Origin of the sequence: Microvirga sp. KLBC 81 (assembly GCF_003075415.1) — a bacterium.
Classification (GTDB): domain Bacteria; phylum Pseudomonadota; class Alphaproteobacteria; order Rhizobiales; family Beijerinckiaceae; genus Microvirga.
The window spans coordinates 104416-127009 of record NZ_QDAH01000004.1 but is presented as its reverse complement, the minus strand read 5'-3'; the positions used below and the strand labels follow the sequence as shown (position 1 = coordinate 127009).

Below are 22594 nucleotides of genomic sequence, written 5' to 3'. Positions count from 1 at the left end.
TCTTACGCGAAGGTTCAACAGCGATAAAGGACCCAGACGCTTGCCCCTCAGGAAAAGCGCCTTTACGGTCTGCGGCACCACGCTCTGACGTGACTTAAAGTCCCATGGAGGAAACACTATGAGCCAACTTCGCAAGAGCCTTTGGCGCGGCGCCCTAGCCGCCGCTGCTGTTGCAGGCTTCGTGACATCGGCTGCGGCCCAGATGGAGCTGAAGATCATGGCCCCGGCGGCCCCTGGCGGCGGCTGGGACCAGACCGCCCGGTCCATGCAGCAGGCTCTGACCCAGTCCGGCATCGCCAAGAGCGTGCAGGTCACAAACGTTCCCGGCGCCGGCGGCTCCATCGGTATCGCCCAGCTCGTGAACAATTCCAAAGGCGACGGCAACCAGCTCATGGTCATGGGCTATGTGATGGTCGGCGCGCTGCTCACCAACAAATCGCCGATCACCCTCGAACAGACGACGCCCATCGCCCGCCTGACGGCGGAATACGAGGCCATCGTCGTTCCGGCCGATTCCCCGATCAAGGACGCCAAGCAGCTTGCGGCAGCCTTGAAGGCGGACCCGGCCAAGGTCACCTGGGCCGGCGGCTCGGCCGGCGGCGTCGACCACATCGCCGCGGCCCTGTTCGCCAAGGCGGCTGGTGCCGACGCGACCAAGATCAACTACATCCCCTTCTCCGGCGGTGGTGAAGCCCTGGCGGCCATCCTCGGCGGCAAGGTGACGGCCGGTATCTCCGGCTACGGCGAGTTCGAAAGCCAGATCAAGGCCGGCAAGCTGCGCCTTATCGGCCTGACGACGCCTGCCGATAAGGCCACCGCCGACAAACCCTCCATCAAGGCTCAGGGTGTCGACATCGAGATCGCCAACTGGCGCGCTGTCGTTGCTCCTCCGGGCCTCTCCGCCGACCAGAAGAAGACTCTGACGGACGCCATGGACAAGATGGCGAAGTCCAAGGAGTGGCAGGACATCCTGAAGGCCAAGGGCTGGGAGGATGCCTACATCTCCGGTGACGCTTTCGCGAAGATCCTGGCCGACGAGCAGGCTCGCACCAAAGAGGTTCTGACCTCGGTTGGACTGGTGAAGTCTTAAAAATCACGATAATGCCGTAGGAGGCGCCGCGTTCTCGGAGCGCGGCGCTTCTTTTTAGGATATCCCATGACGACAACTCCGCAGCGGCGCATCGACGTGGCAGGCCTTGCCATCGCGCTCATTCTCCTGGTTCTCGCCGGCGTGGTCTGGTGGGACATGACCAGGCTCCAGATCCTGTCCCCTTACGATCTCGGCCCGAAGGTCATGCCGGTCATCGTATCCATCGGTCTTGCCGTTCTCGCCCTCGGCAATGCCATCTCGGCTTTCAGGGGAGATCTGCCGGAGCGCGAGAGCCTCGATTGGAAGCCGATCATCCTGATTCTCGGCGGGCTTGCGATCCTGATTGCTCTGATCTCTCTCGGCTGGGGCTTCATGATCGGCACGGCCATTCTGTTCGCCACGACCTCCGCGGCGTTCGGACGCCGCGCCTTCCTTGTGGATCTCCTGATCGGAGCGGGGCTGGCCGTCTTCATCTACCTGCTGCTCGGCAAGCTCCTGACCCTGTCCCTGCCGGCAGGACCGCTTGAAAACCTGTTCTGAGGCCTGACATGGAAGCCTTTCTCTCGCTCGCCAACGGCCTTTCCGTCGCCATACAGCCGATGAACCTGCTCTTCGCGCTCATCGGCGTTCTCCTCGGCACCGCCGTCGGCGTTCTGCCCGGCATCGGCCCGGCACTCACCGTGGCGCTGCTCCTGCCGATCACCTTCAAGCTCGATCCGGCAGGCTCCATCATCATGTTCGCCGGCATCTATTACGGCGGCATGTATGGCGGTTCGACCACCGCGATCCTGATCAACACGCCGGGCGAAAGCGCCTCCATGGCCACCGCTCTCGAGGGCAACCTGATGGCCAAGGCCGGACGCGGCGGCCCCGCGCTCGCCACCTCCGCCATCGGCTCCTTCGTCGCCGGCACCATCGCCACCTTGGGCCTGACCTTCCTGGCCCCCTATCTGGTCGACATCGCCGTGAGCTTCGGGCCTGAGGATTATTTCGCCCTCATGTGCGTGGCTTTCGTGACGGTCTCCGCGACCTTCGGCGACTCGCCGATCCATGGCCTCACCAGCCTGTTCATCGGCCTCATGCTCGGACTTGTCGGCATTGATATCCTGTCGGGCCAGTCGCGCCTGAGCTTCGGCGTCCCGGAATTGTACGACAACATCGAAGTCACGACCCTGGCGGTCGGCCTCTTCGCCGTTGGCGAAGCCCTTTATGTCGCCTCTCGCCGCCATATCCAGGAGGAGAAGCTCGAGGCGGTACGCGGCTCCCTCTGGATGACGAAAGAGGACTGGAAGCGCTCCTGGAAACCCTGGCTGCGCGGAACGCTCTACGGTTTTCCCATCGGGGCTCTTCCGGCCGGCGGCGCGGAGATCCCGACCTTCCTGTCCTATTCGACCGAAAAGCGTCTGACAAAGCACCCGGAAGAGTTCGGCAAGGGCGCCATCGAGGGCGTGGCCGGGCCGGAGGCCGCCAACAATGCGTCCGCCGCCGGCACGCTCGTGCCGCTGCTGACGCTGGGCCTGCCGACCTCCGCGACGGCGGCCATGCTGCTGGCGGGCTTCCAGCAATATGGCCTCAATCCCGGCCCGCTGCTGTTCGCGGAGCGGCCTGATCTCGTCTGGGGCCTGATCGCGAGCCTCTTCATCGCCAACGGCATGCTGCTGGTGCTGAACCTGCCGCTCGTCGGCCTGTGGGTGCGCCTTCTGGCCATTCCTCAGCCCTGGCTCTACGCGGGCATCCTGGTCTTCGCCACCATCGGCACCATCGCGGCCAATCCTTCGCCGGTGGAGCTCATCATGCTGACGGTGTTCGGGGTGCTCGGCTTCCTGATGCGGCGCTTCGACTTCCCGATTGCCCCGGTGGTGGTGGGCCTCATTCTGGGTCCCGTGGCGGAAAGCCAGTTGCGGCGCGCGCTGTCGATCAGCCTCGGCGATCCGATGGTGCTCCTGCAGAGCCCGATCTCGGCGACCCTGCTCGCGATTGCGCTGATCGCCCTCATCCTCCCCTTCGTGATGAAGGGCCTCGGCCGTTTCAAGGCCGTCGAGGATTAAGAGCCAAAGCAACCAACAAAAAGGGCCCGGTTTCCCGGGCCTTTTTCATATCTGCAATCTGCCGAAATTAGTTCAGCGCATGGCCCTTCTTGCTCATTTCCTCGCGAGCGCGGGTCATGATGAACTCTGCGGTCTTCTGCGACCAGATACTCATCTCGCGGACGATGTCGTCGAGAATCATCGGCTGAACCTGCACGTACTTCTGACCGACAGCGGACTTGTAGAAGGTCGCAACCTCCTTCAGCTCGGCCTCGGTCATCTTAGCGGCGATGATGCGTGCGCTGGCGTCGATCAGCTCCTGCTTCTTCTGCTCGACTTCGGGACGGAGCATGGTCACGACCTGATCCAGGTCCTTCTGGATCTCGGGGCTCGTGACGCTCATCCGCTGCAGCCGGCCGAGAAGCGGGCCGGGCAGTTCATTGAAGGCATCTGTGATGCGGGAGCTGATGGCGACCTCACGGGCGACAGCCAGATGGCTGGCGCCCGGCTGGGCCTGCTGCGCGAAAACGGGGCTTGCCAGCATGAACAGGGCGACCGAGGTCGCAGCTAGGCGTGAAGCGGGACGGATCATAGAAGGGACTCCAATCGTGAAGGCTGATGGTCAGAGCTGACCGAGTTCGACGAGCCCCTCCCCGGTCGCGAGGATCGCGCCGGTAGCGAGGCCGAGAAAGAGACCATGCTCGACGACGCCGGGAATGTTGTTGAGCGTCGAGGCGAGAACATTGGGTTTGTCGATGCGGCCAAGATGGGCATCGAGGATGAAGTGACCTCCATCGGTGACGTAAGGAGCCCCATCGGCGGCGCGGCGCAGGCGCAGCTCGCCGGTCATGCTGAGGCTTTCCAGCAACTTGGCGATGGCCCGCTCCGTGGCCGTGAGGCCGAAGGGCACGACCTCGATAGGCAGCGGAAACTTGCCGAGCTTCGCGACGCGCTTGGAGCCGTCCGCGATCACGACCATGCGCCGGCTGGCGGAAGCGACGATCTTCTCGCGCAGCAGCGCGCCACCGCCACCCTTGACGAGGCGCAGGTCGTCATCGAGCTCGTCGGCGCCATCGACCGTCAGGTCGAGTTCCGGCATCTCGTCGAGAGTCGCGAGCGGAATGCCTTCGCGCTGCGCCTGCTCGCGGGTCGCCTCGGACGTCGGCACGCCGACGACCTTCAGGCCGCCGCGCACGCGCGCGCCGATGGCCGCCACGAAATGCGCCGCCGTCGAGCCGGTGCCGAGACCGAGCCTCATGCCGTCGGTGACGAGTTGGGCTGCCCTTTCGGCTGCTGCACGCTTGAGATTGTCGCTCACTGAGGACCTCTAAAAATGTCGCCCCGCTTGAGATGAGGGCCACAGCCCGCGTCTAGCATGCGAGGATATTGAAAAGAAAGATGGTTTCATATCTGGCAGAGCACGAAAGCCCCGGCGGGAAGGTTCAAGGACGCTGGGGAGAGGCTCCCGAGCCCGAGTTGACGCTCGGTGTCGCAGCGGAAGGCGCCAGTGTGGACGCGGCCGAAGACGGCCTAGCCTGCGGGGTGCACACGACCCGCTCGTCGAAGACGTAGCAGATGCTCATCTCACCGGTTCGGTAATTGACCCGGAACACACCGCCTTCGCGCTCGTGGCGGGACGCGACGAGCCCATATTCGCCTGGCTGCTGGGCTCCTGCCCCCTCACCCGGGCTGAAGCAGAGGGTGACACCAATGGTGCCTTCCTGAAGTCCATATTGGCACGAGCTGACCTCACCGGTGACCCGGTCGATCCGGTAGATCCGGTTCAGGTCGGTCTGCGGCGCGGGCACGAAATCATAAGATGCCGCCTGGGCCGAGCCCGGCAGACTCACCATTGCCACGGCCATCGACAGAAATGCCGTGCAACCAAAAAGCCGCATTCATCACTCCATTACGGTAAGAACGAATCAACCACGGGCACCATATCATCCCCACCAATTGATTCCCTTGCTTTGAGCAGGTAACCGAGCTTCATGGTCATTCATACCCCGCAAATCGCCCCGCCCATCGCCGTCTTCGATCTCGACGGCACTCTGGCCGATACGGCCGGCGATCTCGTGGGGACCCTGAACGTCATTCTCGAGCAGGAAGGCCTCGCATCCCTGCCCCTCGCAAAGGCGCGCGACATGATCGGCGCGGGTGCCCGGGCTCTGATCGAGCGCGGGTTCGAGGCTGCGGGCAAGGAGCTGACGCCGTCTCACCTCGACACGCTCTTCAAGCAGTTCATGGTGCATTACGGCGAGAATATCCGCGTCAGGACCGAGCTTTTCCCGGGTGTTACGGCGGCTCTAGACCGGCTCGAGGCGGCAGGCTTCATCCTGGCGGTCTGCACCAACAAGGTCGAAGAGCATTCGATCAAACTGCTCGACGAGCTTGGAGTCGGCCATCGCTTCGCGGCCAATTGCGGTCGCGACACGTTCCCTTACTTCAAGCCGGATCCCCGGCACCTGACCCTGACCATCGAGCGGGCGGGCGGCGATCCGTCGCGAGCGATCATGGTGGGGGATTCGCGCACCGATATCGTAACGGCCCAGAACGCGGGCATTCCGGTCGTCGCGGTTCCCTTCGGGTATACGGACATTCCGGTGCAGGACCTCAACCCGGACATCGTGATCGATCACTTCGACGAGCTGTTCGCTGCCGTCGAGACGCTGATGAAGCCGCTGGCAGCCTGATGCGGAGGTTCGCACGCGTCGCCGCTGCGAACAGGTTGATCTGCACTGCAATTGTCAGGAAGAAAATGGTGGGCGCGACAGGGATTGAACCTGTGACCCTTCGCGTGTGAAGCGAATGCTCTCCCGCTGAGCTACGCGCCCTGACCAGGGCCTTCTAATGGCGACGAAGGCCCGGCGTCAAGCCACTGATTTGGGGACCGCGTGAAGATTTTTCAAATTCAGATCGTGGCAGCGCGGCTTTAACGCCTCGGTTACGAAGTGGCAAAAAGAAGGCACATCCGGGCTAGGATTTTATAGCAAAATCCTGATAAACACTGCACCCGAAGCGCGGCTATACGCTTTGACCAATCACAAAATCCGCCACCAAACTTGTTCATTTCGAGGCAATCATGGGACGCATGCGCGCAACCCTCTCCGGTCTTGTCTGCGCTTTCGTCGCTCTCGCGACTCCGGCTGCGGCATTTACTGCAATCGACCCCCTCACCCGCCAGCCCCTCTACGGCGCCGAAGACGAAGCTGTGAAGGCGCTGGCCTCTCCGGTCCCGCGCGAGGTCGTGTCCTTCGAGGGCCGCTATGCTCCCGGCACCATTGTGGTCTCCACGAGTGAGCGCCGTCTCTATTACGTGCTCGGCGATGGCAAGGCGATGCGCTACGGCGTGGGCGTGGGCCGTCCAGGTTTCACCTGGAGAGGCGCCCACTCCATCACCATGAAGCGCGAGTGGCCCGATTGGCGTCCCCCGGCGGCCATGCTCAAGCGCCGTCCCGACCTGCCCCGCTACATGGAGGGCGGCCCGGACAACCCGCTCGGCGCCCGCGCCATGTATATCGGCAGCACGATCTATCGCATTCACGGCTCGAACGAGCCCGAGACCATCGGCGAGGCCGTGTCTTCCGGCTGCATCCGCATGACGAACGACGACGTGATCGACCTCTACAACCGTGCCAAGGTCGGCGCCCGTGTGATCGTCCAGCGCTAAATCGAATACAGCGTCATGTCCGGGGGTGACGGCGAAAGACCCTTTCCTTGGCGCTCAGCGCAGCCGCTCGCGGGACAAACCCTTGGCGGCAAGCTCGTCGAGATAGGCCCGCCACTTCTCTTCGTGTCGAGCCCCAAGTTCGTAGAGATAGTTCCAGCCATAGATGCCTGAATCGTGCAGGTCGTCGAAGACGAGCTTGACCGCATAATTGCCCACCGGCTCGACGCCGATGATCTCCACATCCTTCTTCCCCGGCACGGTCTTGCGCTCGGAGGGACTGTGACCCTGCACTTCCGCCGAGGGGCTCGTCACGCGCAGGTACTCTGCCGGCAGGTCGAAAGCCGTTCCATCATCGAAAACGATACGCAGGCTGCGCCTGTCCTTGGCGAGGCGAAGCTCCGTGGGCCAGCGCTCGGTTATCATGGGGGTTGGACCTCTTCTCGGCTTTGTGCTTTGACGATGGCTCTCTACATATGAAGTCTAAAGCAAATCCTCGCGCGCAACCATGAGGCAGGCCCCTGATGCAGGGAGTACCGATCCAGTTTCAATCGCCCCCCTCCGGCAGCTCCCTGCTGGATCCCTTCGGGCGTGCCATCACCTATCTGCGCGTCTCGGTGACGGACCGCTGCGATTTTCGCTGCGTCTATTGCATGTCCGAGGATATGGCGTTCTTGCCCAAGCGCGATCTGTTGAGCCTCGAGGAACTCGACCGCATCTGCACGGTGTTCATCGAACATGGCGTGCGCAAGCTGCGCATCACGGGCGGCGAGCCGCTGGTGCGGCGGGACATCATGACTTTGTTCCGCTCTCTTTCCCGACATCTCGAGTCCGGCGCACTCGACGAACTCACCGTCACCACCAACGGATCGCAGCTCGCACGCTTCGCGCGGGAGCTTAGCGGTTACGGTGTGAAACGGGTGAACGTGTCGATCGACACCCTCGACCCCGACAGGTTTCACCGGATCACGCGCTGGGGCGATCTGTCGAAGGTGCTGCAGGGACTCGATGCCGCGCAGGCTGCGGGGCTGAAGATCAAGATCAACACCGTGGCGCTGAAAGGTGTGAATGAGGAAGAGATCGAGAGCCTGATCCATTGGGCCCATGCAGGCGGGATGGATCTGACGCTCATCGAGGTCATGCCGCTCGGCGAAATCGACGGGCAGCGTGTGGATCAGTTCCTGCCTCTCTCGGAGGTGCGGCAGCGGCTCGAGGCGCGCTACACCCTGCACGATCTCCTCGAGCGCACCGGCGGCCCGGCCCGCTACGTGAAGGTGGCCGAGACCGGCGGCAAGCTCGGTTTCATCACGCCGCTGACGCACAATTTCTGCGAGAGCTGCAACCGGGTGCGGCTGACCTGCACGGGCCAGCTCTTCATGTGCCTGGGCCAGGAGGACGCTGCCGATCTTCGCGCGCCCGTTCGCGCCTCGGCGGACAACACGCTGCTGACGCAGGCCATCGCCGACGCCATCGCCCGCAAGCCCAAGGGGCACGATTTCATCATCGACCGGGACCACTCCCGCCCTGCCGTCAGACGCCACATGAGCATGACGGGAGGGTAAGTCGTTCTGCGGCGACTGAATCAGAATACTGGTGCTTTCTGTCGATTGACTGTTCAGGCCTTTCAAGAGATACCGGCCTTACATCAGCGGGCTGAAGAACTGTGAACGCGTTTCATTTCGGGCGGAAACTGGCAATACTTGCAGGTCTCTTTCTGGGGCTTGCCGTGCCTGTGGCATCCGCTCAAGAAGCGACGCCCCCTCAGAAGCCCGTGATCCACGTCGCGATTGAAGGCGCCTATCCCCCCTTCAACTTCATCGACCCGACCAGCAACGAATTGCAGGGTTTCGAGATCGATCTTCTGAAAAGCCTCTGCGATGTGATGCAGACCCAGTGCGAGCTCGTTCAGCGTGAGTGGGACGGCATCATCAAGGGCCTGATCCGCGGCGAGTACGATGCGATTATGTCGTCGCTGGAGATCACCGAGAGACGCCAGAAGAGGATTGCCTTCTCCGATCCTTATTATCGCATTCCGGCTGTCTTTATCGGCTCCAAGGAGATCAAGCCCGGCGAAGTCACGCCGCAGGCTTTTGCCGGCAAGAAGATCGGCACCACCGAGCGCAGCGATCACGAGACTTACCTGAAGACCTTCTACAGGGACGCCGAGATCGTCCTCTACGCGAAAGCCGAGGAAGCCAATCTCGATCTGCTCGTGGGACGGCTCGATGCTGTCTTCGGAGACGAGCTTTTGCTCTCGAAATTCCTCGAAAGCCGCGAGGGCGAATGCTGCCATGTGCTTGGCGACGCCCCGGCCGAGCCCGCCTATCGCCGCGAGGTTTACGGTATCGGTCTTCGCAAGGAAGACGAGGATCTGCGCGCTCGCTTCAACCGCGCCATCGCGCAGGTGAAGGCGGACGGCACCTATGATCGGATCCGCGCCAAATATTTTTCCTTCGATATCAAATAGACCCGTTTGACCCCTGCCCTTTCGGTTTCTAGAACTTCTGGGATGAAACGGGAGCACACGATGGCGAAGGTGGCATTTCTAGGTCTGGGCGTAATGGGCTATCCCATGGCGCGACATCTCGCGGCCAAGGGGCATGAGGTGACGGTCTATAACCGCACGGCGGCCAAGGCCGACAAATGGGTGTCCGAGAACGGCGGTCGCGCCGCCAAGACGCCGCGCGAGGCAGCGGAAGGCCAGGAGATCGTCTTCGCCTGCGTGGGCAATGACGACGATCTGCGCCAGGTGACCATCGGTGAGGACGGCGCTTTCCATGGCATCCCTACGGGTGCGATCTTCGTCGATCACACCACCGCCTCGGCGGAAGTGGCCCGCGAGCTTTATGCTGCGGCACGCGACAAGGGCTTTTCCTTCATCGATGCGCCTGTCTCCGGCGGCCAGGCGGGGGCTGAGAACGGCGTGCTCACCGTCATGTGCGGCGGCAATGCGGACGTCTACGCCAAGGCGGAGCCCGTCATCATGAGCTTTGCCCGCGCCTGCCGCCTCATGGGCGAAGCCGGCGCCGGCCAGCTCACCAAGATGATCAACCAGATCTGCATCGCGGGCCTCGTGCAGGGCCTAGCCGAGGGCATCCACTTCGGCAAGCGCGCCGGCCTCGACATCGAGGCCGTGCTGGAGGTGATCTCCAAGGGAGCCGCCGGCTCCTGGCAGATGGAGAACCGAGGCAAGACTATGAATCAGGGCAAGTTCGATTTCGGCTTCGCGGTGGATTGGATGCGCAAGGACCTGTCGATCGTGCTGGGCGAAGCTCGCAAGAACGGCGCGAGCCTGCCGGTGACCGCACTCGTCGATCAGTTCTATGCCGATGTTCAGAAGATGGGCGGCAACCGCTGGGATACGTCGAGCCTCATCGCACGACTCGAGAAATAAGCCACACCTCAGCTTCATAAAAAAGCGCCGGAGCCCTTAAGGGCTCCGGCGCTTTTCGTCATGTTTGGCTCAATCCTGAGGACAGGGCCGCCCGGGCTGGCAACCGCGCCTGCGCGGCGCTGCTTCAGGAGCTGACGGCCTCTCGGGCTGAGGCCTTGCCGACGGCACCCGAGGGGGAGCGGGCCGGAATGCGGGCGCGGCAGGCTGCGGCCTGGCCGCGGGAGGCGCCGGCCTGAACTCAGGCGCAGCAGGACGGGGCTGCACCATCGGCCGTGGCGGCCGGATCTCTCTCGGCTCAGGCGCAGGCCTGAACTCAGGCTCGGGCCGTGCTCGGGGCACTCGCGGGGCCGCGGGTCTGAATTCCGGCTCGGGCCGCACCTGCGGCACACGCGGACGTGCGGGCTGCACAGGGCGTTCCACCTCTATCCGAGGCTCGGGCCTGGGCTGAGCTGCAGGACGAGGCGGACGCGGACGCTCCTCCTCTCTGACTGTCGGGCGCAGCCGACGAGGTCCATCCAAGCGGTCGTCATCCACTTCCGGCCGCAACAGACGCGACGCGGCAGGACGCTCCTGCTCGACGCCCAGACGGGGTGGGCGCGGTGCCGCAGGACGTTCCCGCTCGGTATCGAAACGCGGCGGACGCACTGCGGATGGTCGATCCCGCTCGACATCGGGACGCGCCGGACGGGCTGCGGAAGGACGATCCTGTTCGATACCGGGGCGCAGGGCGCGCGGCTCGGTATCGGGCACATCCCGAGCCGATGGGACAGGCGGACGACCCAGTCGCGGCGCGGCCGGAAGCGACGGCCTCGGTGTTTCGTCCTGCCTTTCATCCGCAGCAGGAGGTCGCCCGGACGCTGATGGCACCGGCGGTGTTGGGCGAGGCGCCACGGGCGCAGCGGCTCCGGGAGCCGCAGGCGCAGGGCGATCCGCTTCCGGCCGCGCCGCCGTCGGCACCGGGATCGGGCGGCTCGGCAGGCGAGGCTGACGGATCCGAGGCGCGTCCGGAACGCCAGAGAGCTCACGCGCGGTGGGCGCACGTGGCGGGGCAGGACGTGCGGCAACCGGAATCGGCTGCGGCTGAGCGGCCAGGCCGGGCTGACGCGGCACGACCGGCTCCGGACGAAGGCCGCGGGAAGGCCTGAACCGGGGCGCGTCCGGAGCGCCTGAAAGCTCACGAGCCGTCGGCCCACGCGGAGAAGCAATCCGAGGCGGCAGCACAGGAATGGCAACCGGACCCCGCGGCGTCACAGGCGCAATTGGCTCATAGAACGAGCGCGGCGGACGGGCATAACGCGGCACCGGAATCGGAGCCGGGATCGGCAGCACGCCGACCAGGATCGGAGGCGGGGGCGGTTCACGGATAATCGTGACGAACTCCACATCCTCCTCATAAGCCGGCAGCAGATAGACCGGCGGAGGTGGCGGAGGCGGCACCTCGCGGATGATCGTCACGACCTCGACGACCTCGACGGTTTCCACCACGGGAAGCGGAGGCGGCAGGTCCTCGTAAACGACCTCTTCGAACACCGGCGGCGGAGCAACCGGCGCGGAGAGACGCGCGAGCCTGCGGCGGCAGTCAGCCGCGTGCGGGCCGTTCGGGTAGCGGCGCAGATAGGTCCAGTAGGCCTCGCTCGTGTTGCGGTTGACGGTCTGGCGCCAGACGATGGCCTCACGGCGCGCGGCCAGCAGCGCCGAGACGCGACGAGCGAGCGGATGATCGGGATAGCGGCGCAGGAACGCCTGATAATCCTGGATCGTGTCGCGCTCGACGGCGATGTGGTAGGCCTCTTCGGCAGGAACCTCTTCGATACGACGCACCTCGCGAACGGGTGGGGGTACGGCGGCCGATTCCTCGGGCTCGAAGAACACGAATGGAGTGTTGCCGAGATTGGTCTTGTGCCAGGGCGTCTGCAGGCCCTTCGTGGTCTCATGCGTGCGCAGGCGGACGCGGTTGAATACCTCATCCACCGGCACGCCGGGTTGACGCATCATTTCCACCAGAGCGGTAGCGTAATGGCCATAAGGTCCGGGCGCATCGCTGGAGGTGATGTTCGGGGCGGACGAGAAGGCGATCAGGTAGCCGGCGGGCGGCTCCATCAGCGCAAGGCCGCGAGCAATCGGATCGCTGCCGGTGGGGAGCGGATAATCCCGCGCCATATCGGCCACGATGATGCGGGCCTGAGCCGGAGTGCGCTCCAGCGAGCGGACGAGGTCCGACAGGCGGAAGCCCTCGATCGGCACATCCACATCGCGCTGAATGCGGGCATCGACCGGCAGGAGATAGTTCTCGCCTTCGAGCTGAATCCCAAAGCCCGAAAGATAGACCATGATGGCGGCATCGCCCTCGAGGGCCTGGGCCTTGTCGAGGAAGTCCCGCACCACGCTGCGCAGATCGTTGGCATTCAGGTCACGGCCCTGGACAACCTCGAAGCCGGCGCTGGTGAGCGTTTGGGCAATGAGGCCCGCGTCATTGGCGGCGGTGGCGAGCTGACGGCCGTCATAGGCGCTCTGGCCGATCACCAGGGCAAGGCGCTGCTGTTGCTGCTGAGCCGAGGCGTAAGGCATCGAACCAGCCAGGGAGGCCAGAACGAAGACGGCAAGAACGATAGTACGTTTCAGTTGGTACACGATGCGCGAACCTTATTCACCCGGAGAACGGGCATTTCGGATTGAAGATGAGATGCTGTACTTGAATGCCTCGTGAACAAACGAGAACGCATTGAGGCGCTTCAGTGTCGGGTGAGCGCAATGCTCATGGAGGCGCCGAATACGGGTCCATCGAGGGCGGCAATAGCTGCTTGGTTCAGATGACGGATCGGATCGTGGACATGCTGGGCCATCTGTGTAAGCCTAGAAACTGTCGAGCTGCAGTCATGGACAATATAACTCTCTCAGGTAAAGCCAACAACCTTCTCCAGCCCGCGTCCGCTCAGACCGGAATGCTTATCGCCGATCATTCTTGCACGACTAGAAAACTTGAGGAACTCGAAGAGGCGTTGAGCCAATTCGTTGCGTCCCAGAGGCTTGCCCCAATGACACGGGTCGGGCAGCTTGACGGTGGGTTTCGTTTTCGTGGCCTTCAGAATCTTGGCGTCTTTGACGTTCGATTTGGGCGAAAGCTGTTCATCGATCTTCCTCCGGATGAGACGGATGATCGCCTCAACAACATCGCCTTTGTCATGGCTCAGACGGGTAGTGCTCAACTACTCTATGGGCGTGACGAGTTCACCGTTTCGGGAAACCAAAGCATCATCTTCTCTCCGGACCCAAACGTTCCCTTCAGTTCTCGGAGGACTGCGATGCCCGCGCTCTCCTCGTGGACCGTCGCAGATTATCGGATTACTGCGCAAAACTGCTCGGCCGGGATCTGAAACAGCGGATCGATCTCGACATCAACCTACGTCTCGATACGGGGGCTGGCCAAAGCTGGCTCCGGACTGTCCAATACGCATCGGCTGAACTCAGCAACCCGCATTCGCTCATCCGGCATGTGCCGGCAGTCTGGAACCAGCTCGAACAGTTGGTCTTCACAAGCCTGCTCTATGGCCACCGGCACAACTATTCGGATGCACTTCTTCAGCCGCAATCGGCGGCTGCTCCCTTCTACGTGAAGCGAGCAGAAGCCTTCATCGAGGCGCACTTCGCCGAGCCATTGTCTTTAGCTGACATCGCTGCGCAAGCGGGCGTGAGTGCCCGAAGCCTGCAGAACGGTTTCCAGAGCTTCCGCCACACCACTCCAATGGCGTTTCTGCGATCGATCCGCCTGCAGAAGGTGCACAGAGCGCTGATTGCAGCTGATCCATCTCTCAGCACCGTCACGCAGATTGCCCTGAGCTGCGGCTTCTCGCATATGGGAGAGTTCGGGGCTGCTTACAAACGGACCTTCGGCGTCTCGCCCAGGGAGACCTTAGCGCGTATCATCTGAATGAGAACAGGATAGAGAGCATTTACCCGTCATCGGCGTGTCACGGCGAGATAGACGATGAAGGCTCCAAGGCCGAGCGCGAGCAGCATGATGACCATCTCGCGCGTCTCGCCGGTGAACGCGACGCTCCGGTACATCTCTGACAAGCGCTCGGCGCGCTCAGGATCACGCGATACGATGATTGTCAGAACGACGCTTAAAGTTGCGAGGATCACGATCCACGGAAGACGACGCATGATTTCTCCCCTCACCGTCCCTCGAACCGAGGCGCGCGCTTCTCGCGGAATGCGGTGACTCCTTCGAGAAAGTCACGGCTGAAACCTGCCTCTCGCTGCAGCTGCGCTTCAAGCTCGAGCTGCGCCTGCAGATCGTTCGAGAGGCTCTGCGCCACGGCCTGCTTGGTCAGGCGTTGTGCAAGTCCCGGACCTGCGGCGATGCCTGCCGCGAAGGCCGCGACATCCACCGGGAAGGAGGCGTCGTCGAAAACCTTGAAGATCAGTCCCATGCGCAGCGCCTCCTCCGCGGGAATGGGCTCGGCTGTGAGCATGAGTGCCAGCGCCTGCTTGGGTCCGACAAGGCGGGGCAGAATCCAGGTGCCGCCGGCATCCGGCACGAGCGCGATCTTGGCGAAGGCCTCCTGCAGATAGGCCGAGCGCGCGGCCACGACGATGTCGCAGGCGAGCGCGATATTCATGGACGCGCCGACCGCCGGACCGTTGAGGGCAGCGATGGTGACCTTCGAATAATTGGCGAGCTTCAGAACCAAGGGATTGTAGTCGCGAGCGAGCGGCGGTCCGAGGTCGATGCGGCCCTTCTCGTCCTTGGGGAGATTCTCGGTGAGGTCCTGGCCCGAGGAGAAGGCCCTGCCCTCCCCGGTCACCACAACGACGCGCACGGCTTCGTCCTGCTCGCACCGTTCGAGCATCTCCCGCAGTTCGGCATGCATGGTGCCGTTCAGCGCGTTCAACTTGTCGGGCCGCGCCAGCGCGATTGTGGCGACGGGCCCCTCGATGGTGCAGCGCAGGGTCGTCAGACTCATGCCTTAAGCTCCTGAATGGTTGAGCTTGAACATAGTGCGGATTTCGGACCGAAGAACAGGCAAAAGCTCCTCCTCGAACCAGGGATTGGTCTTAAGCCAACCGGTGTTGCGCCAGGACGGATGCGGAAGCGGCAGGATGCGAGGCTTTTGCGGGCCGGAGAGGATCTCCTGCCAGCGCCGCACGGTGCTGGTCAAACCGTCCCGGAAATCGTCACCGAGATGCCAGGCCTGCGCATATTGCCCGATGAGCAGGACGAGCTCGAGACTGGGCAACGCCTGAAACAGAGGCCGTCTCCAGGCCTCCGCGCATTCTCGGCGAGGGCCTAAATCGCCACCCTTGGCGTCATGCCCCGGGAAGCAGGAGCCCATCGGCACGATGGCGACCTTGGAGGCATCATAGAACACCGCCTTGTCGAGCCCCAGCCACTCGCGCAGCCGGGTGCCTGAACGGTCATTGAAGGGAACGCCGCTGGCGTGAGCCCGCGTGCCTGGCGCCTGACTGGCGATGCAAAGGCGAGCTGAGGCACTGCCCTGGATGATCGGGCGCGGTTCATGGGGCAACGCAGAGCCATAGCGCGGCGCATCGCGGCAAATGCGGCAGGCCCTTAGGCGACGGGCGAGTTCATCGAAATCGAGGGACGGCTCCATCCCCGTTAGATGGGAACCGGGAGAGACATTCGCGAGGTTTGAGCCGGATCAAAGCTCCCCTGCCCTGGATGCCCTAAACGGTTCTTATGATCGATCTTCTCACCTTCGTTCCGGCCGTTGCCGCCATCCTCGCGATGCCAGGACCGACGAATACGCTGCTGGCGACCTCCGGCGCACAAGCGGGCTTTCGCCGCTCGCTCCGGCTCGTTCCCGCGGAACTCGCCGGCTATGGCATCGCCATTGCCGCATGGGGGCTTTTTCTCGAACCCGCCTCCGCGGCCCTTCCCTGGCTGAAGCCCCTTCTGAAACTGGCTTGTGCGGTCTATCTCGTCGCGGTGGCCTGGAGCCTGTGGCGGGATGCAGGAAGCGCAGAGAACGGTGAGCATCTCGGTGCCCGCCGCGTGTTCTCGGCGACGCTGCTCAACCCAAAGGCTCTTCTCTTCGCCATCGCCATCTTTCCCGAAGCGGCTTTCCGCAGTCTCGGCGGCTTCCTGCAGACGATGGGTTTCTTCGCCGCCATCATCGTGCCGATTGCATTTGGATGGATCGGCTTCGGCTCAACCCTCTCAGGGCCAAGCGCCAGGATCCAGCCGAGGCTCGTTCAGCGCGGCGCAGCCCTGGTTCTCCTGACCTTTTCAGCGTCGCTTGGAGCGACGGCCCTCGGCTAGTCGCCCGCCCGAGACCTTCGCCAATCCTGCGGCCGCTCGAACTCGCCAGCCCAGAGACCCTCTCCACGGCTTTGCGCGCGCATTTCCTGCATGTCGTAATCGCGCCCATAGGAGACGGCCCAGCCGCTCTCCACCATCCGTGCGCCGATATCGCTTCCCTTCACGGTGCAGCGGGCGAGGATCCGCTGGTAGCGGTCACGGCCTGCAGCCTTGCACTGAACATTCTCGCCGGAGACGATGTCGATCAGCGCCCGGCGGGCCGTGTCGCCACAGCGATAGGAGCGGCCTGAGCGGGAGCAGATCTGGTCCATCTCCGGTGCGTCGATTCCCTTCAGGCGGATCTTGGCATCGCCAATGTTGATGGTGTCGCCATCGGTGACATGGGCGCGCCCCTCAAGGGCGCGACCGTTCGGCTTGAGAGCGATCACCGACCCGCCGGCGAGCGCCAGCGCGATAACGAGGGATTGAATGCCGCTCGCACCGAAGCGGCGTCGGCGCATTCTCACGACAGGCGCTCGGAAACCCCGGCCTGGCCGAAGGTGGCCATGTCGCGATGCACGGCAGCGGCAGCCTTCACGATGCCCATCGCCAGAGCCGCACCCGAGCCTTCGCCGAGGCGCATGCCGAGAGCCAGAAGCGGAATCTTGCCGAGGCGAGCCAATACATCCTGATGCGCACCCTCAGCGCTGAGATGTCCGGCGATGCAGTGATCGATGGTCGAGGGATGGATGGCGTGCAGGACCGCAGCGGCGGCGGTCGTCACATAACCGTCGAGCACTACGGGAATACGCTGGAGACGAGCCGCCAGGATCGCACCCGCCATCGCCGCAATCTCGCGCCCGCCGAGACGGCGCAGGATCTCGAGCGGATCCTTCAGGTGATCGCGATGAAAGGCAATAGCAGCCTCAACAGCAGCGACCTTACGCTTCAGACCCTCGTCATCGATTCCCGTGCCGCGGCCCACCCAGTGCTCGGCGGGTCCGCCGTAGAGCGCTGTGTAGATCGCCGCCGCAACGGTGGTGTTGCCGATGCCCATTTCGCCGACCGCCAGTAGGTCCGTGCCGCCGGCAATCGCCTCCATGCCGAAGGCCATGGTGGCGACGCAGGCCTTCTCGTCCATGGCCTCCGTCTCGGTGATGTCGCCGGTGGGCATGTCGAGGGCAAGGTCGAAGACCTTGAATCCGAGGCCATAGGCCCCGCAGATCTGGTTGATAGCCGCCCCGCCTGCCGCGAAGTTCTCGAGCATCTGGCGGTTCACCTCGGAGGGGAATGCCGACACGCCCTTCGCCGTCACGCCATGGCTTCCGGCGAAGACGCAGACCAGCGGGCGGTCCGCGGTGGGATTGGGCTTGCCCTGCCAAGCGGCGAGCCATTCGGCGATCCACTCCAGGCGCCCCAGGCTTCCGGCCGGCTTCGTCAGTTGCCGGTCCCGCATCCGCACGGCTTCGATCGCCGCTTCGTCCGGACCGGGCATGGTCGTGATCAGCCGGCGGATATCGTCGAAAGGCGAGGACGCGGGATTGGTCATAAGGGGCTCCGGCCCATCGGGCATTGCGGAATCTGATTTGGCGTGACCTATAAGCATATTCCGGCGAAGTGGACACCGGTTCGCCGCAAGAAAATGCGGCCAACGAGAAAACACGGGGCAATCACGCGGGTGAAGCATGTCCGAGCAAATGGAAACGACGCAGAGTGTCCCGACCGGCTTCTGGCAGGCCGTCACGATCGACTTGGCCCGTTGCCTGCGCTTCTATTCGCGCCTTCCGGTGCCCGCTCTTCCTTATGAGCAGAACCCCCATGCCTTGCCGGACTTCCCCCGCCTTGCCCGCGTCCTGCCCCTGGCAGGCCTTGTCCTCGGTGTCCTGCCTGCGCTCGCGATGGCCGGTGCTCTCTGGCTCGATCTCGGTCCCTGGCTCGCCGCGATGCTGGCTGTGAGCGTCATGACCCTGACCACGGGCGCCTTCCATGAAGACGGCTTGGCCGATACCGCCGACAGCTTCGGCGGAGCCACCCGTGAGCGGCGGCTCGACATCATGCGCGACAGCCGGATCGGCTCATTCGGGGCGGCCGCCCTCGTCCTTGCGCTGGCCCTTCGGATCGGAGCCCTGGCGACGCTGATCTCCCGCACCGATGGCACAGCAGCGGCGGCCGCGATCCTGGGCGTCGCCGCCCTGTGCCGGACGGCGGGGCTCATGCCGCTCGTCTTCCTTCCCCCGGCCCGGCTCGAGGGTGCTTCCCATGCCGTGGGCCAGCCCCCGCGTGAGAGCTTCTGGTTTGCGGCGGGCCTTGCAGGCATGGCTGCGATTATCCTGGGAGCGCTCGGCGGCCTCCCGTTAAAAGGCGTCATCCTGATGGTCGCCCTCTCAGTCCTGTCCGGCTACGGTATGATCCGCTTTGCCGACCATCACATTCAAGGACAGACGGGTGACATTGCAGGTGCGACCCAGCAGGTGGCTGAAATTGCCGCGCTGGTCGGCCTCTTGACCGTGGTCCACCCGTAACAACATGAAGGTAACATGACCCGCGCCTCCAGCCCCTGCATCCGAGTGTGTACCCTCGACCCAGAAACGGGGCTCTGCGAGGGCTGCGGCCGCACGCGGGAGGAAATCGGCCGCTGGTATCGGCTGACGGAAGAAGAGCGCCTGCGGATCATGGCCGAGTTGCCGGAGCGCATGCGGCAGGCATTCGCCATCCAACAGGACGAGGCCGAGTGATGCCGGGCATTCGTGGCGCAGGCGGGTTGCTTCTGATCGCGGCACTGCTGATTGCGATGTTCGCAGAGCAGGATATCGGCGCTTTCACGCCTCTCGAAGCCGCAGGTCTTTTGGGGTTTGGCGGCATCAGCCTTCTTCTCGCCGGCGGCATCATTGAGGGTTTTGCCCGTCACTGGACCTATGGCGTGCAGGCCATTGCCGTGAGCGGCGGCGTGCTGATCGCGCTCATGGTCATGTATGCCTCGCGCGGCGAATTCCAGACCGTGATTGACCGCGCCATCGGCGACATTTCGGTCGGCCGCACGGTCGTCACACCGGACGGCGAAGTGGTCGCCGCGCGCAGAACGGACGGCAGCTTCCTGCTCCAGGGCAAGGTGAACGGGCACGACACGCGCTTCGTGTTCGACACGGGCGCGAGCACGGTGGTGCTGCGCGCGGAAAACGCCGTCGCCCTGGGTTTCAAGCCGGAAAGGCTGAACTATTCCGTTCCTGTCGCGACTGCGAATGGTGGAGCACTCGCAGCTCCCGTCGTGGTGGAGAGCCTCTCGATCGGACCGATCACGGAGCGCAATGTCCACGCGCTCGTCGCAAGAGAAGGCGTGCTCCACGCCAATCTTCTCGGAATGAGTTTCCTGGAGCGCCTCGGCTCCTACGAGGTGCGCGGCAACAGGCTGATCCTAAGGGCGAAGACAGCTCCTGGATGAAGCAACGGGGCGGCTGAAGCATGAGGGCATCGGACGCGAAAGGTGGAAGGCACTTCTGGGGCCGTTCCGATGCTTACGCCCTCAAGCAGCGCATCGTCAGCGGATGATCATGGCTCAGGGAAAGGAGTGGTTGAACAGGAGCGCGCGTGGCTCCGGCTGCATCATCTCGAGGCTGCAGCTCTTCGGCCCCAGTCGATCTGCCAAACGAGGGTGCCGCTCTGCGAGCCGCTCAAGGGTTACATTCTGCGCAATGCGCGGATGAGCGACGCACACCGCACCATCGGGTCCCCATGCCGCCTCGAACTGCATGCCGTCCAACTTCTCAGATTTCTGGATGCCGAAACGATCGAAAACATCGACAGATGTGCCATCGCGCGTTGTCGGCCGATCATCCCCACCGTAATCGGCTCGCAGCATATGCACGCAGGCGCGATGGAGGTCGCGCATCGGGACTCCATCCCTGATCTCCCAGGGACGATAGCCCATCAGGACGCATTTGCCCTCGGCGCCGCTCGTACAGGTGAAATTGAAGCCTCCGGAGCCATCCGGCAGAGGGAATCCTGCGTGGCGTCCACGGGAATCGGGCCGACAGAAATTGTCGGACGGGCCGTCGGAAGCGCTCACGGAGAGGCTATAGAGCGGGATCGGTCCGCCGGTTGCCGTCGTATCTTCGGCGAAGCCGACAATCTGGACCTGTGTTTTCCCATGAGGGCCTGCAAGAACCAAGCGCACTCCGATCAAATCGTCGCCGCGCAGAACCCGGCCATCGTCCAGGCTCAGCACAAGCTCCGGCCCATCGGCCCGAAGTCTGCCGCCCGCGCCAATGGCAGTGTGGGGGAAGACGAGACCATACAGGGTGATCAGCAGAAACGATGCGAGGGTCAGGGTGCGCATGAAACGGATCCTGATCAGAAAGTAGCCTCTCGAACGAGAGGCTACAAGCTATAAAGTAACATCGATTAATGGCCAAGCGGGATAAACGACCCATCTCGCAGGACTGCTGCCTCAAGCTGCATGCCCGAAGAAACGGCGCCTTTGTCATCCTGTCCATTCGTGCTCAAGCCATTCGTGCTCAAGCCGTTCGTGCTCAAGCCGTTCGTGCTCAGGCCATTGGTGCTGAGGCCATTCGTGCTCAGGCCGTTCGTGCTCAGGCCATTGGTGCTCAAGCCGTTTGCGATCTCAAGCGCGCTTGCACCTGAGGCGACCGAAAGCCCGAGCGCAATGGCAAGAACCCAAATGTAAGACCGAGTGTGCATATTCATCCCCTTAGTTACTGCATTCGCGAACGACGTAGCGGCACTTCGCTTGTTCGCGTAGGGGAAGATACATGTAATATCATTGCTGTAAACGAGCAAACGTTACGTTATATATGCATAATTGCAAATCTTACTTTCCGCAATATTGCTAGTTGGAGGGGCCTCGATTTAACTCAACTGCTCATTGAATCAAAATTACTTATCGTTGCAAAACAACTCGGCCATAACTTTAAGTAATCACATCGGCGGCAAGCCTGCTGCACCATTCCTGTTAGGACGTGTACTCCTAAACGGCGGCGTCCAGGGTGGCCCCCCGATGGCCGCTTTCGAGCCGACTGGAAAGTGAGCCAACGGCCACCCCCCATGTCACAGTTCCGCCAACTACGGCAGTTGATGATCGGCGCCCGGAATGTCGCGAACCGACCCGTGTAGGTCGTAGCGCCGACAGTCGCGTGTTCTCCGCAGCGGACGTACAGCTGCCCAGGCGGTCGCCATGGTGCGGAGGTCAAACGTGGTCGGCCGATGCCTTGATAAAGTCGACGAAAGCTCGCAGCGGCGCGGGCACGAGGCGCCGTCCGGGGTAGTAGAGGAACGGCCCCGGGAAGCGCTGCCACCATGGTTCGAGGACGGGTTCGAGGGCGCCGCTATCAAGATGCGGGCGCAGCCAGTCCTCGAAAAGGTATACGATGCCGGTGCCGGCAATCGCTGCGTCGACGGCGAGATCGGTCGCCGCGCCGACGCGCACGAGCAGCGGCCCCGCGGGATCGACCCGCACCACCTCGCCGTCGCGCTCGAATTCCCACGGCGCCATCGTCCCACTGGTGAGGCGGCCGCGCAGGCAGGCGTGACCGAGAAGCTCGCGCGGGTGCTCGGGCCGGCCGTGGCGATCGAGGTAGGCGGGAGCGGCGGCGGTCGCGAAGCGCTGGACACGGGGACCGATCGGCACCGCGATCATATCCTGCTCCAGCCGCTCGTCGTAGCGGATGCCGGCGTCGCAGCCGGCGGCGAGCACGTCGACGAAGCTGTCCTCGGCAATCACCTCCAGCCGGATCTCCGGATAGGCGGCGAGGAACGGCGGCACGATCGCGGGCAGCACGAGCCGCGCCGCACTGACCGGGACATTGAGTCTGAGTGTGCCCGCCGGCCTGTCGCGAAAGCCGTTCACCACGTCGAGCGCCGCTTCCACTTCGGTCAATGCCGGGCCGAGCCGCTCGAGCAGGCGCTCGCCCGCCTCGGTGGGCACGACGCTGCGCGTCGTCCGGTGGAGCAGCCTGACGCCGAGCTGCGCCTCCAACCGGCGTAGCGCCTCGCTGAGCCCGGACGCACTGCTGCCACTTGCGCGCGCGCCATCGCGAAAGCCCCTGGCGCGCGCCACCGCCACGAAGGCGTTCAGATCACCCAGATCGATCTTCACTGTTCGCCACTCCGCACAGCCCGTGCGGATTGTGCCTCATTATCG

General features: G+C 63.6%; 27 protein-coding genes and 1 tRNA gene. 13 read left to right on the top strand and 15 right to left on the bottom strand.

Going from position 1 to position 22594, the window contains the following annotated elements:
- The first annotated feature begins 118 nt into the window (after window positions 1-118).
- The 3 genes from DC522_RS04610 to DC522_RS04600 all read left to right on the top strand — a co-directional run bounded on the left by DC522_RS04610 (window position 119) and on the right by DC522_RS04600 (window position 3138).
- Complete coding sequence (locus DC522_RS04610; protein ID WP_116527526.1) at window positions 119-1090, top strand: tripartite tricarboxylate transporter substrate binding protein; 972 nt, start codon at window positions 119-121, stop codon at window positions 1088-1090.
- 66 nt (window positions 1091-1156) lie between these two features.
- Window positions 1157-1630: a tripartite tricarboxylate transporter TctB family protein gene (locus tag DC522_RS04605; RefSeq protein ID WP_116527525.1), complete on the top strand. Its 474-nt coding sequence runs from the start codon at window positions 1157-1159 to the stop codon at window positions 1628-1630.
- An 8-nt stretch (window positions 1631-1638) separates the two neighbouring features.
- Window positions 1639-3138, top strand: a complete 1500-nt coding sequence (locus DC522_RS04600; RefSeq protein ID WP_116527524.1) for a tripartite tricarboxylate transporter permease — start codon at window positions 1639-1641, stop codon at window positions 3136-3138.
- 67 nt (window positions 3139-3205) lie between these two features.
- On the opposite strand, the gene DC522_RS04595 is transcribed toward DC522_RS04600, so the two are convergent.
- The 3 genes from DC522_RS04595 to DC522_RS04585 form a co-directional block, all read right to left on the bottom strand.
- On the bottom strand, window positions 3206-3709 hold the full coding sequence (locus DC522_RS04595) for a DUF2059 domain-containing protein (protein WP_116527523.1): 504 nt from the start codon (window positions 3707-3709) through the stop codon (window positions 3206-3208).
- Window positions 3710-3739: 30 nt separating this feature from the next.
- Complete coding sequence (gene rpiA, locus DC522_RS04590) at window positions 3740-4435, bottom strand: ribose-5-phosphate isomerase RpiA (protein ID WP_116527522.1); 696 nt, start codon at window positions 4433-4435, stop codon at window positions 3740-3742.
- A 124-nt stretch (window positions 4436-4559) separates the two neighbouring features.
- Window positions 4560-5015, bottom strand: a complete 456-nt coding sequence (locus DC522_RS04585; protein ID WP_116527521.1) for a hypothetical protein — start codon at window positions 5013-5015, stop codon at window positions 4560-4562.
- Between the two features lie 93 nt (window positions 5016-5108).
- Here DC522_RS04585 and DC522_RS04580 point away from each other — a divergent pair, with 93 nt between their 5' ends.
- Window positions 5109-5810: an HAD family hydrolase gene (locus tag DC522_RS04580; RefSeq protein ID WP_116527520.1), complete on the top strand. Its 702-nt coding sequence runs from the start codon at window positions 5109-5111 to the stop codon at window positions 5808-5810.
- A gap of 66 nt (window positions 5811-5876) precedes the next feature.
- Here the strand turns inward: DC522_RS04580 and DC522_RS04575 are convergent.
- A tRNA-Val gene (locus DC522_RS04575) sits at window positions 5877-5951 on the bottom strand.
- 248 nt (window positions 5952-6199) lie between these two features.
- Here DC522_RS04575 and DC522_RS04570 point away from each other — a divergent pair.
- Window positions 6200-6787, top strand: coding sequence for a L,D-transpeptidase (locus DC522_RS04570; protein ID WP_116527519.1), 588 nt, complete (start codon window positions 6200-6202; stop codon window positions 6785-6787).
- 54 nt (window positions 6788-6841) lie between these two features.
- Here DC522_RS04570 and DC522_RS04565 read toward each other — a convergent pair whose 3' ends face one another.
- A complete protein-coding gene (locus DC522_RS04565) occupies window positions 6842-7210 on the bottom strand; it encodes a gamma-butyrobetaine hydroxylase-like domain-containing protein (RefSeq protein WP_116527518.1) in 369 nt (122 codons plus the stop codon).
- A 98-nt stretch (window positions 7211-7308) separates the two neighbouring features.
- Between DC522_RS04565 and moaA the strand changes: the two genes are divergently transcribed.
- The 3 genes from moaA to DC522_RS04550 all read left to right on the top strand — a co-directional run bounded on the left by moaA (window position 7309) and on the right by DC522_RS04550 (window position 10178).
- Entirely contained in the window at window positions 7309-8346 is a 1038-nt protein-coding gene (gene moaA / locus DC522_RS04560) for a GTP 3',8-cyclase MoaA (RefSeq protein WP_116527517.1), read from the top strand.
- A gap of 164 nt (window positions 8347-8510) precedes the next feature.
- Window positions 8511-9251, top strand: coding sequence for a transporter substrate-binding domain-containing protein (locus tag DC522_RS04555; RefSeq protein WP_165820050.1), 741 nt, complete (start codon window positions 8511-8513; stop codon window positions 9249-9251).
- A gap of 60 nt (window positions 9252-9311) precedes the next feature.
- Window positions 9312-10178 (top strand): NAD(P)-dependent oxidoreductase, encoded by an 867-nt coding sequence (locus DC522_RS04550; RefSeq protein WP_116527515.1) that lies wholly within the window; start codon window positions 9312-9314, stop codon window positions 10176-10178.
- 69 nt (window positions 10179-10247) lie between these two features.
- On the opposite strand, the gene DC522_RS04545 is transcribed toward DC522_RS04550, so the two are convergent.
- Both DC522_RS04545 and DC522_RS04540 read right to left on the bottom strand, forming a co-directional pair.
- Window positions 10248-12809: a caspase family protein gene (locus DC522_RS04545; protein WP_116527514.1), complete on the bottom strand. Its 2562-nt coding sequence runs from the start codon at window positions 12807-12809 to the stop codon at window positions 10248-10250.
- A gap of 263 nt (window positions 12810-13072) precedes the next feature.
- Window positions 13073-13384, bottom strand: a complete 312-nt coding sequence (locus DC522_RS04540; RefSeq protein WP_116527513.1) for a hypothetical protein — start codon at window positions 13382-13384, stop codon at window positions 13073-13075.
- 113 nt (window positions 13385-13497) lie between these two features.
- On the opposite strand from DC522_RS04540, the gene DC522_RS04535 reads away from it, so the two are divergent.
- The gene (locus DC522_RS04535; protein WP_116527512.1) at window positions 13498-14106 is read left to right on the top strand and encodes an AraC family transcriptional regulator; all 609 of its coding nucleotides are present in this window, start codon (window positions 13498-13500) and stop codon (window positions 14104-14106) included.
- A 29-nt stretch (window positions 14107-14135) separates the two neighbouring features.
- Here the strand turns inward: DC522_RS04535 and DC522_RS04530 are convergent, their stop codons facing one another.
- From DC522_RS04530 to DC522_RS04520, 3 genes are read right to left on the bottom strand one after another with little or no spacing between them, the layout of a single operon-like run.
- On the bottom strand, window positions 14136-14342 hold the full coding sequence (locus DC522_RS04530) for a hypothetical protein (protein ID WP_116527511.1): 207 nt from the start codon (window positions 14340-14342) through the stop codon (window positions 14136-14138).
- 11 nt (window positions 14343-14353) lie between these two features.
- Window positions 14354-15145, bottom strand: a complete 792-nt coding sequence (locus tag DC522_RS04525; protein ID WP_116527510.1) for an enoyl-CoA hydratase-related protein — start codon at window positions 15143-15145, stop codon at window positions 14354-14356.
- A 3-nt stretch (window positions 15146-15148) separates the two neighbouring features.
- Window positions 15149-15793 (bottom strand): uracil-DNA glycosylase family protein, encoded by a 645-nt coding sequence (locus tag DC522_RS04520; protein ID WP_116527509.1) that lies wholly within the window; start codon window positions 15791-15793, stop codon window positions 15149-15151.
- 86 nt (window positions 15794-15879) lie between these two features.
- On the opposite strand from DC522_RS04520, the gene DC522_RS04515 reads away from it, so the two are divergent.
- Window positions 15880-16461, top strand: a complete 582-nt coding sequence (locus DC522_RS04515; RefSeq protein ID WP_116527508.1) for a LysE family translocator — start codon at window positions 15880-15882, stop codon at window positions 16459-16461.
- Here the strand turns inward: DC522_RS04515 and DC522_RS04510 are convergent.
- Window positions 16458-16961 carry a thermonuclease family protein gene (locus tag DC522_RS04510; RefSeq protein ID WP_116527507.1) on the bottom strand — a complete coding sequence of 168 codons (504 nt, stop codon included), beginning with the start codon at window positions 16959-16961 and terminating at the stop codon, window positions 16458-16460. The two genes, DC522_RS04515 and DC522_RS04510, sit on opposite strands and share 4 nt — an antisense overlap.
- Before the next feature lie 2 nt (window positions 16962-16963).
- Window positions 16964-17989, bottom strand: a complete 1026-nt coding sequence (cobT, locus tag DC522_RS04505) for a nicotinate-nucleotide--dimethylbenzimidazole phosphoribosyltransferase (protein WP_116527638.1) — start codon at window positions 17987-17989, stop codon at window positions 16964-16966.
- Window positions 17990-18137: 148 nt separating this feature from the next.
- On the opposite strand from cobT, the gene DC522_RS04500 reads away from it, so the two are divergent.
- From DC522_RS04500 to DC522_RS04490, 3 genes are read left to right on the top strand one after another with little or no spacing between them, the layout of a single operon-like run.
- The gene (locus DC522_RS04500; protein ID WP_116527637.1) at window positions 18138-18962 is read left to right on the top strand and encodes an adenosylcobinamide-GDP ribazoletransferase; all 825 of its coding nucleotides are present in this window, start codon (window positions 18138-18140) and stop codon (window positions 18960-18962) included.
- Window positions 18963-18977: 15 nt separating this feature from the next.
- The gene (locus tag DC522_RS04495) at window positions 18978-19175 is read left to right on the top strand and encodes a DUF1289 domain-containing protein (protein ID WP_047189509.1); all 198 of its coding nucleotides are present in this window, start codon (window positions 18978-18980) and stop codon (window positions 19173-19175) included.
- Window positions 19175-19879 carry a TIGR02281 family clan AA aspartic protease gene (locus DC522_RS04490; protein ID WP_116527506.1) on the top strand — a complete coding sequence of 235 codons (705 nt, stop codon included), beginning with the start codon at window positions 19175-19177 and terminating at the stop codon, window positions 19877-19879. Before DC522_RS04495 ends, DC522_RS04490 begins: the two co-directional genes overlap by 1 nt.
- A 114-nt stretch (window positions 19880-19993) precedes the next feature.
- Here DC522_RS04490 and DC522_RS04485 read toward each other — a convergent pair whose 3' ends face one another.
- The 3 genes from DC522_RS04485 to DC522_RS04475 all read right to left on the bottom strand — a co-directional run bounded on the left by DC522_RS04485 (window position 19994) and on the right by DC522_RS04475 (window position 22549).
- Window positions 19994-20773: an ADYC domain-containing protein gene (locus tag DC522_RS04485; RefSeq protein WP_116527505.1), complete on the bottom strand. Its 780-nt coding sequence runs from the start codon at window positions 20771-20773 to the stop codon at window positions 19994-19996.
- A 65-nt stretch (window positions 20774-20838) separates the two neighbouring features.
- Window positions 20839-21135 (bottom strand): hypothetical protein, encoded by a 297-nt coding sequence (locus DC522_RS35365; protein ID WP_205769497.1) that lies wholly within the window; start codon window positions 21133-21135, stop codon window positions 20839-20841.
- A gap of 505 nt (window positions 21136-21640) precedes the next feature.
- A complete protein-coding gene (locus tag DC522_RS04475) occupies window positions 21641-22549 on the bottom strand; it encodes a LysR family transcriptional regulator (RefSeq protein ID WP_116527504.1) in 909 nt (302 codons plus the stop codon).
- Window positions 22550-22594 lie beyond the last annotated feature (45 nt).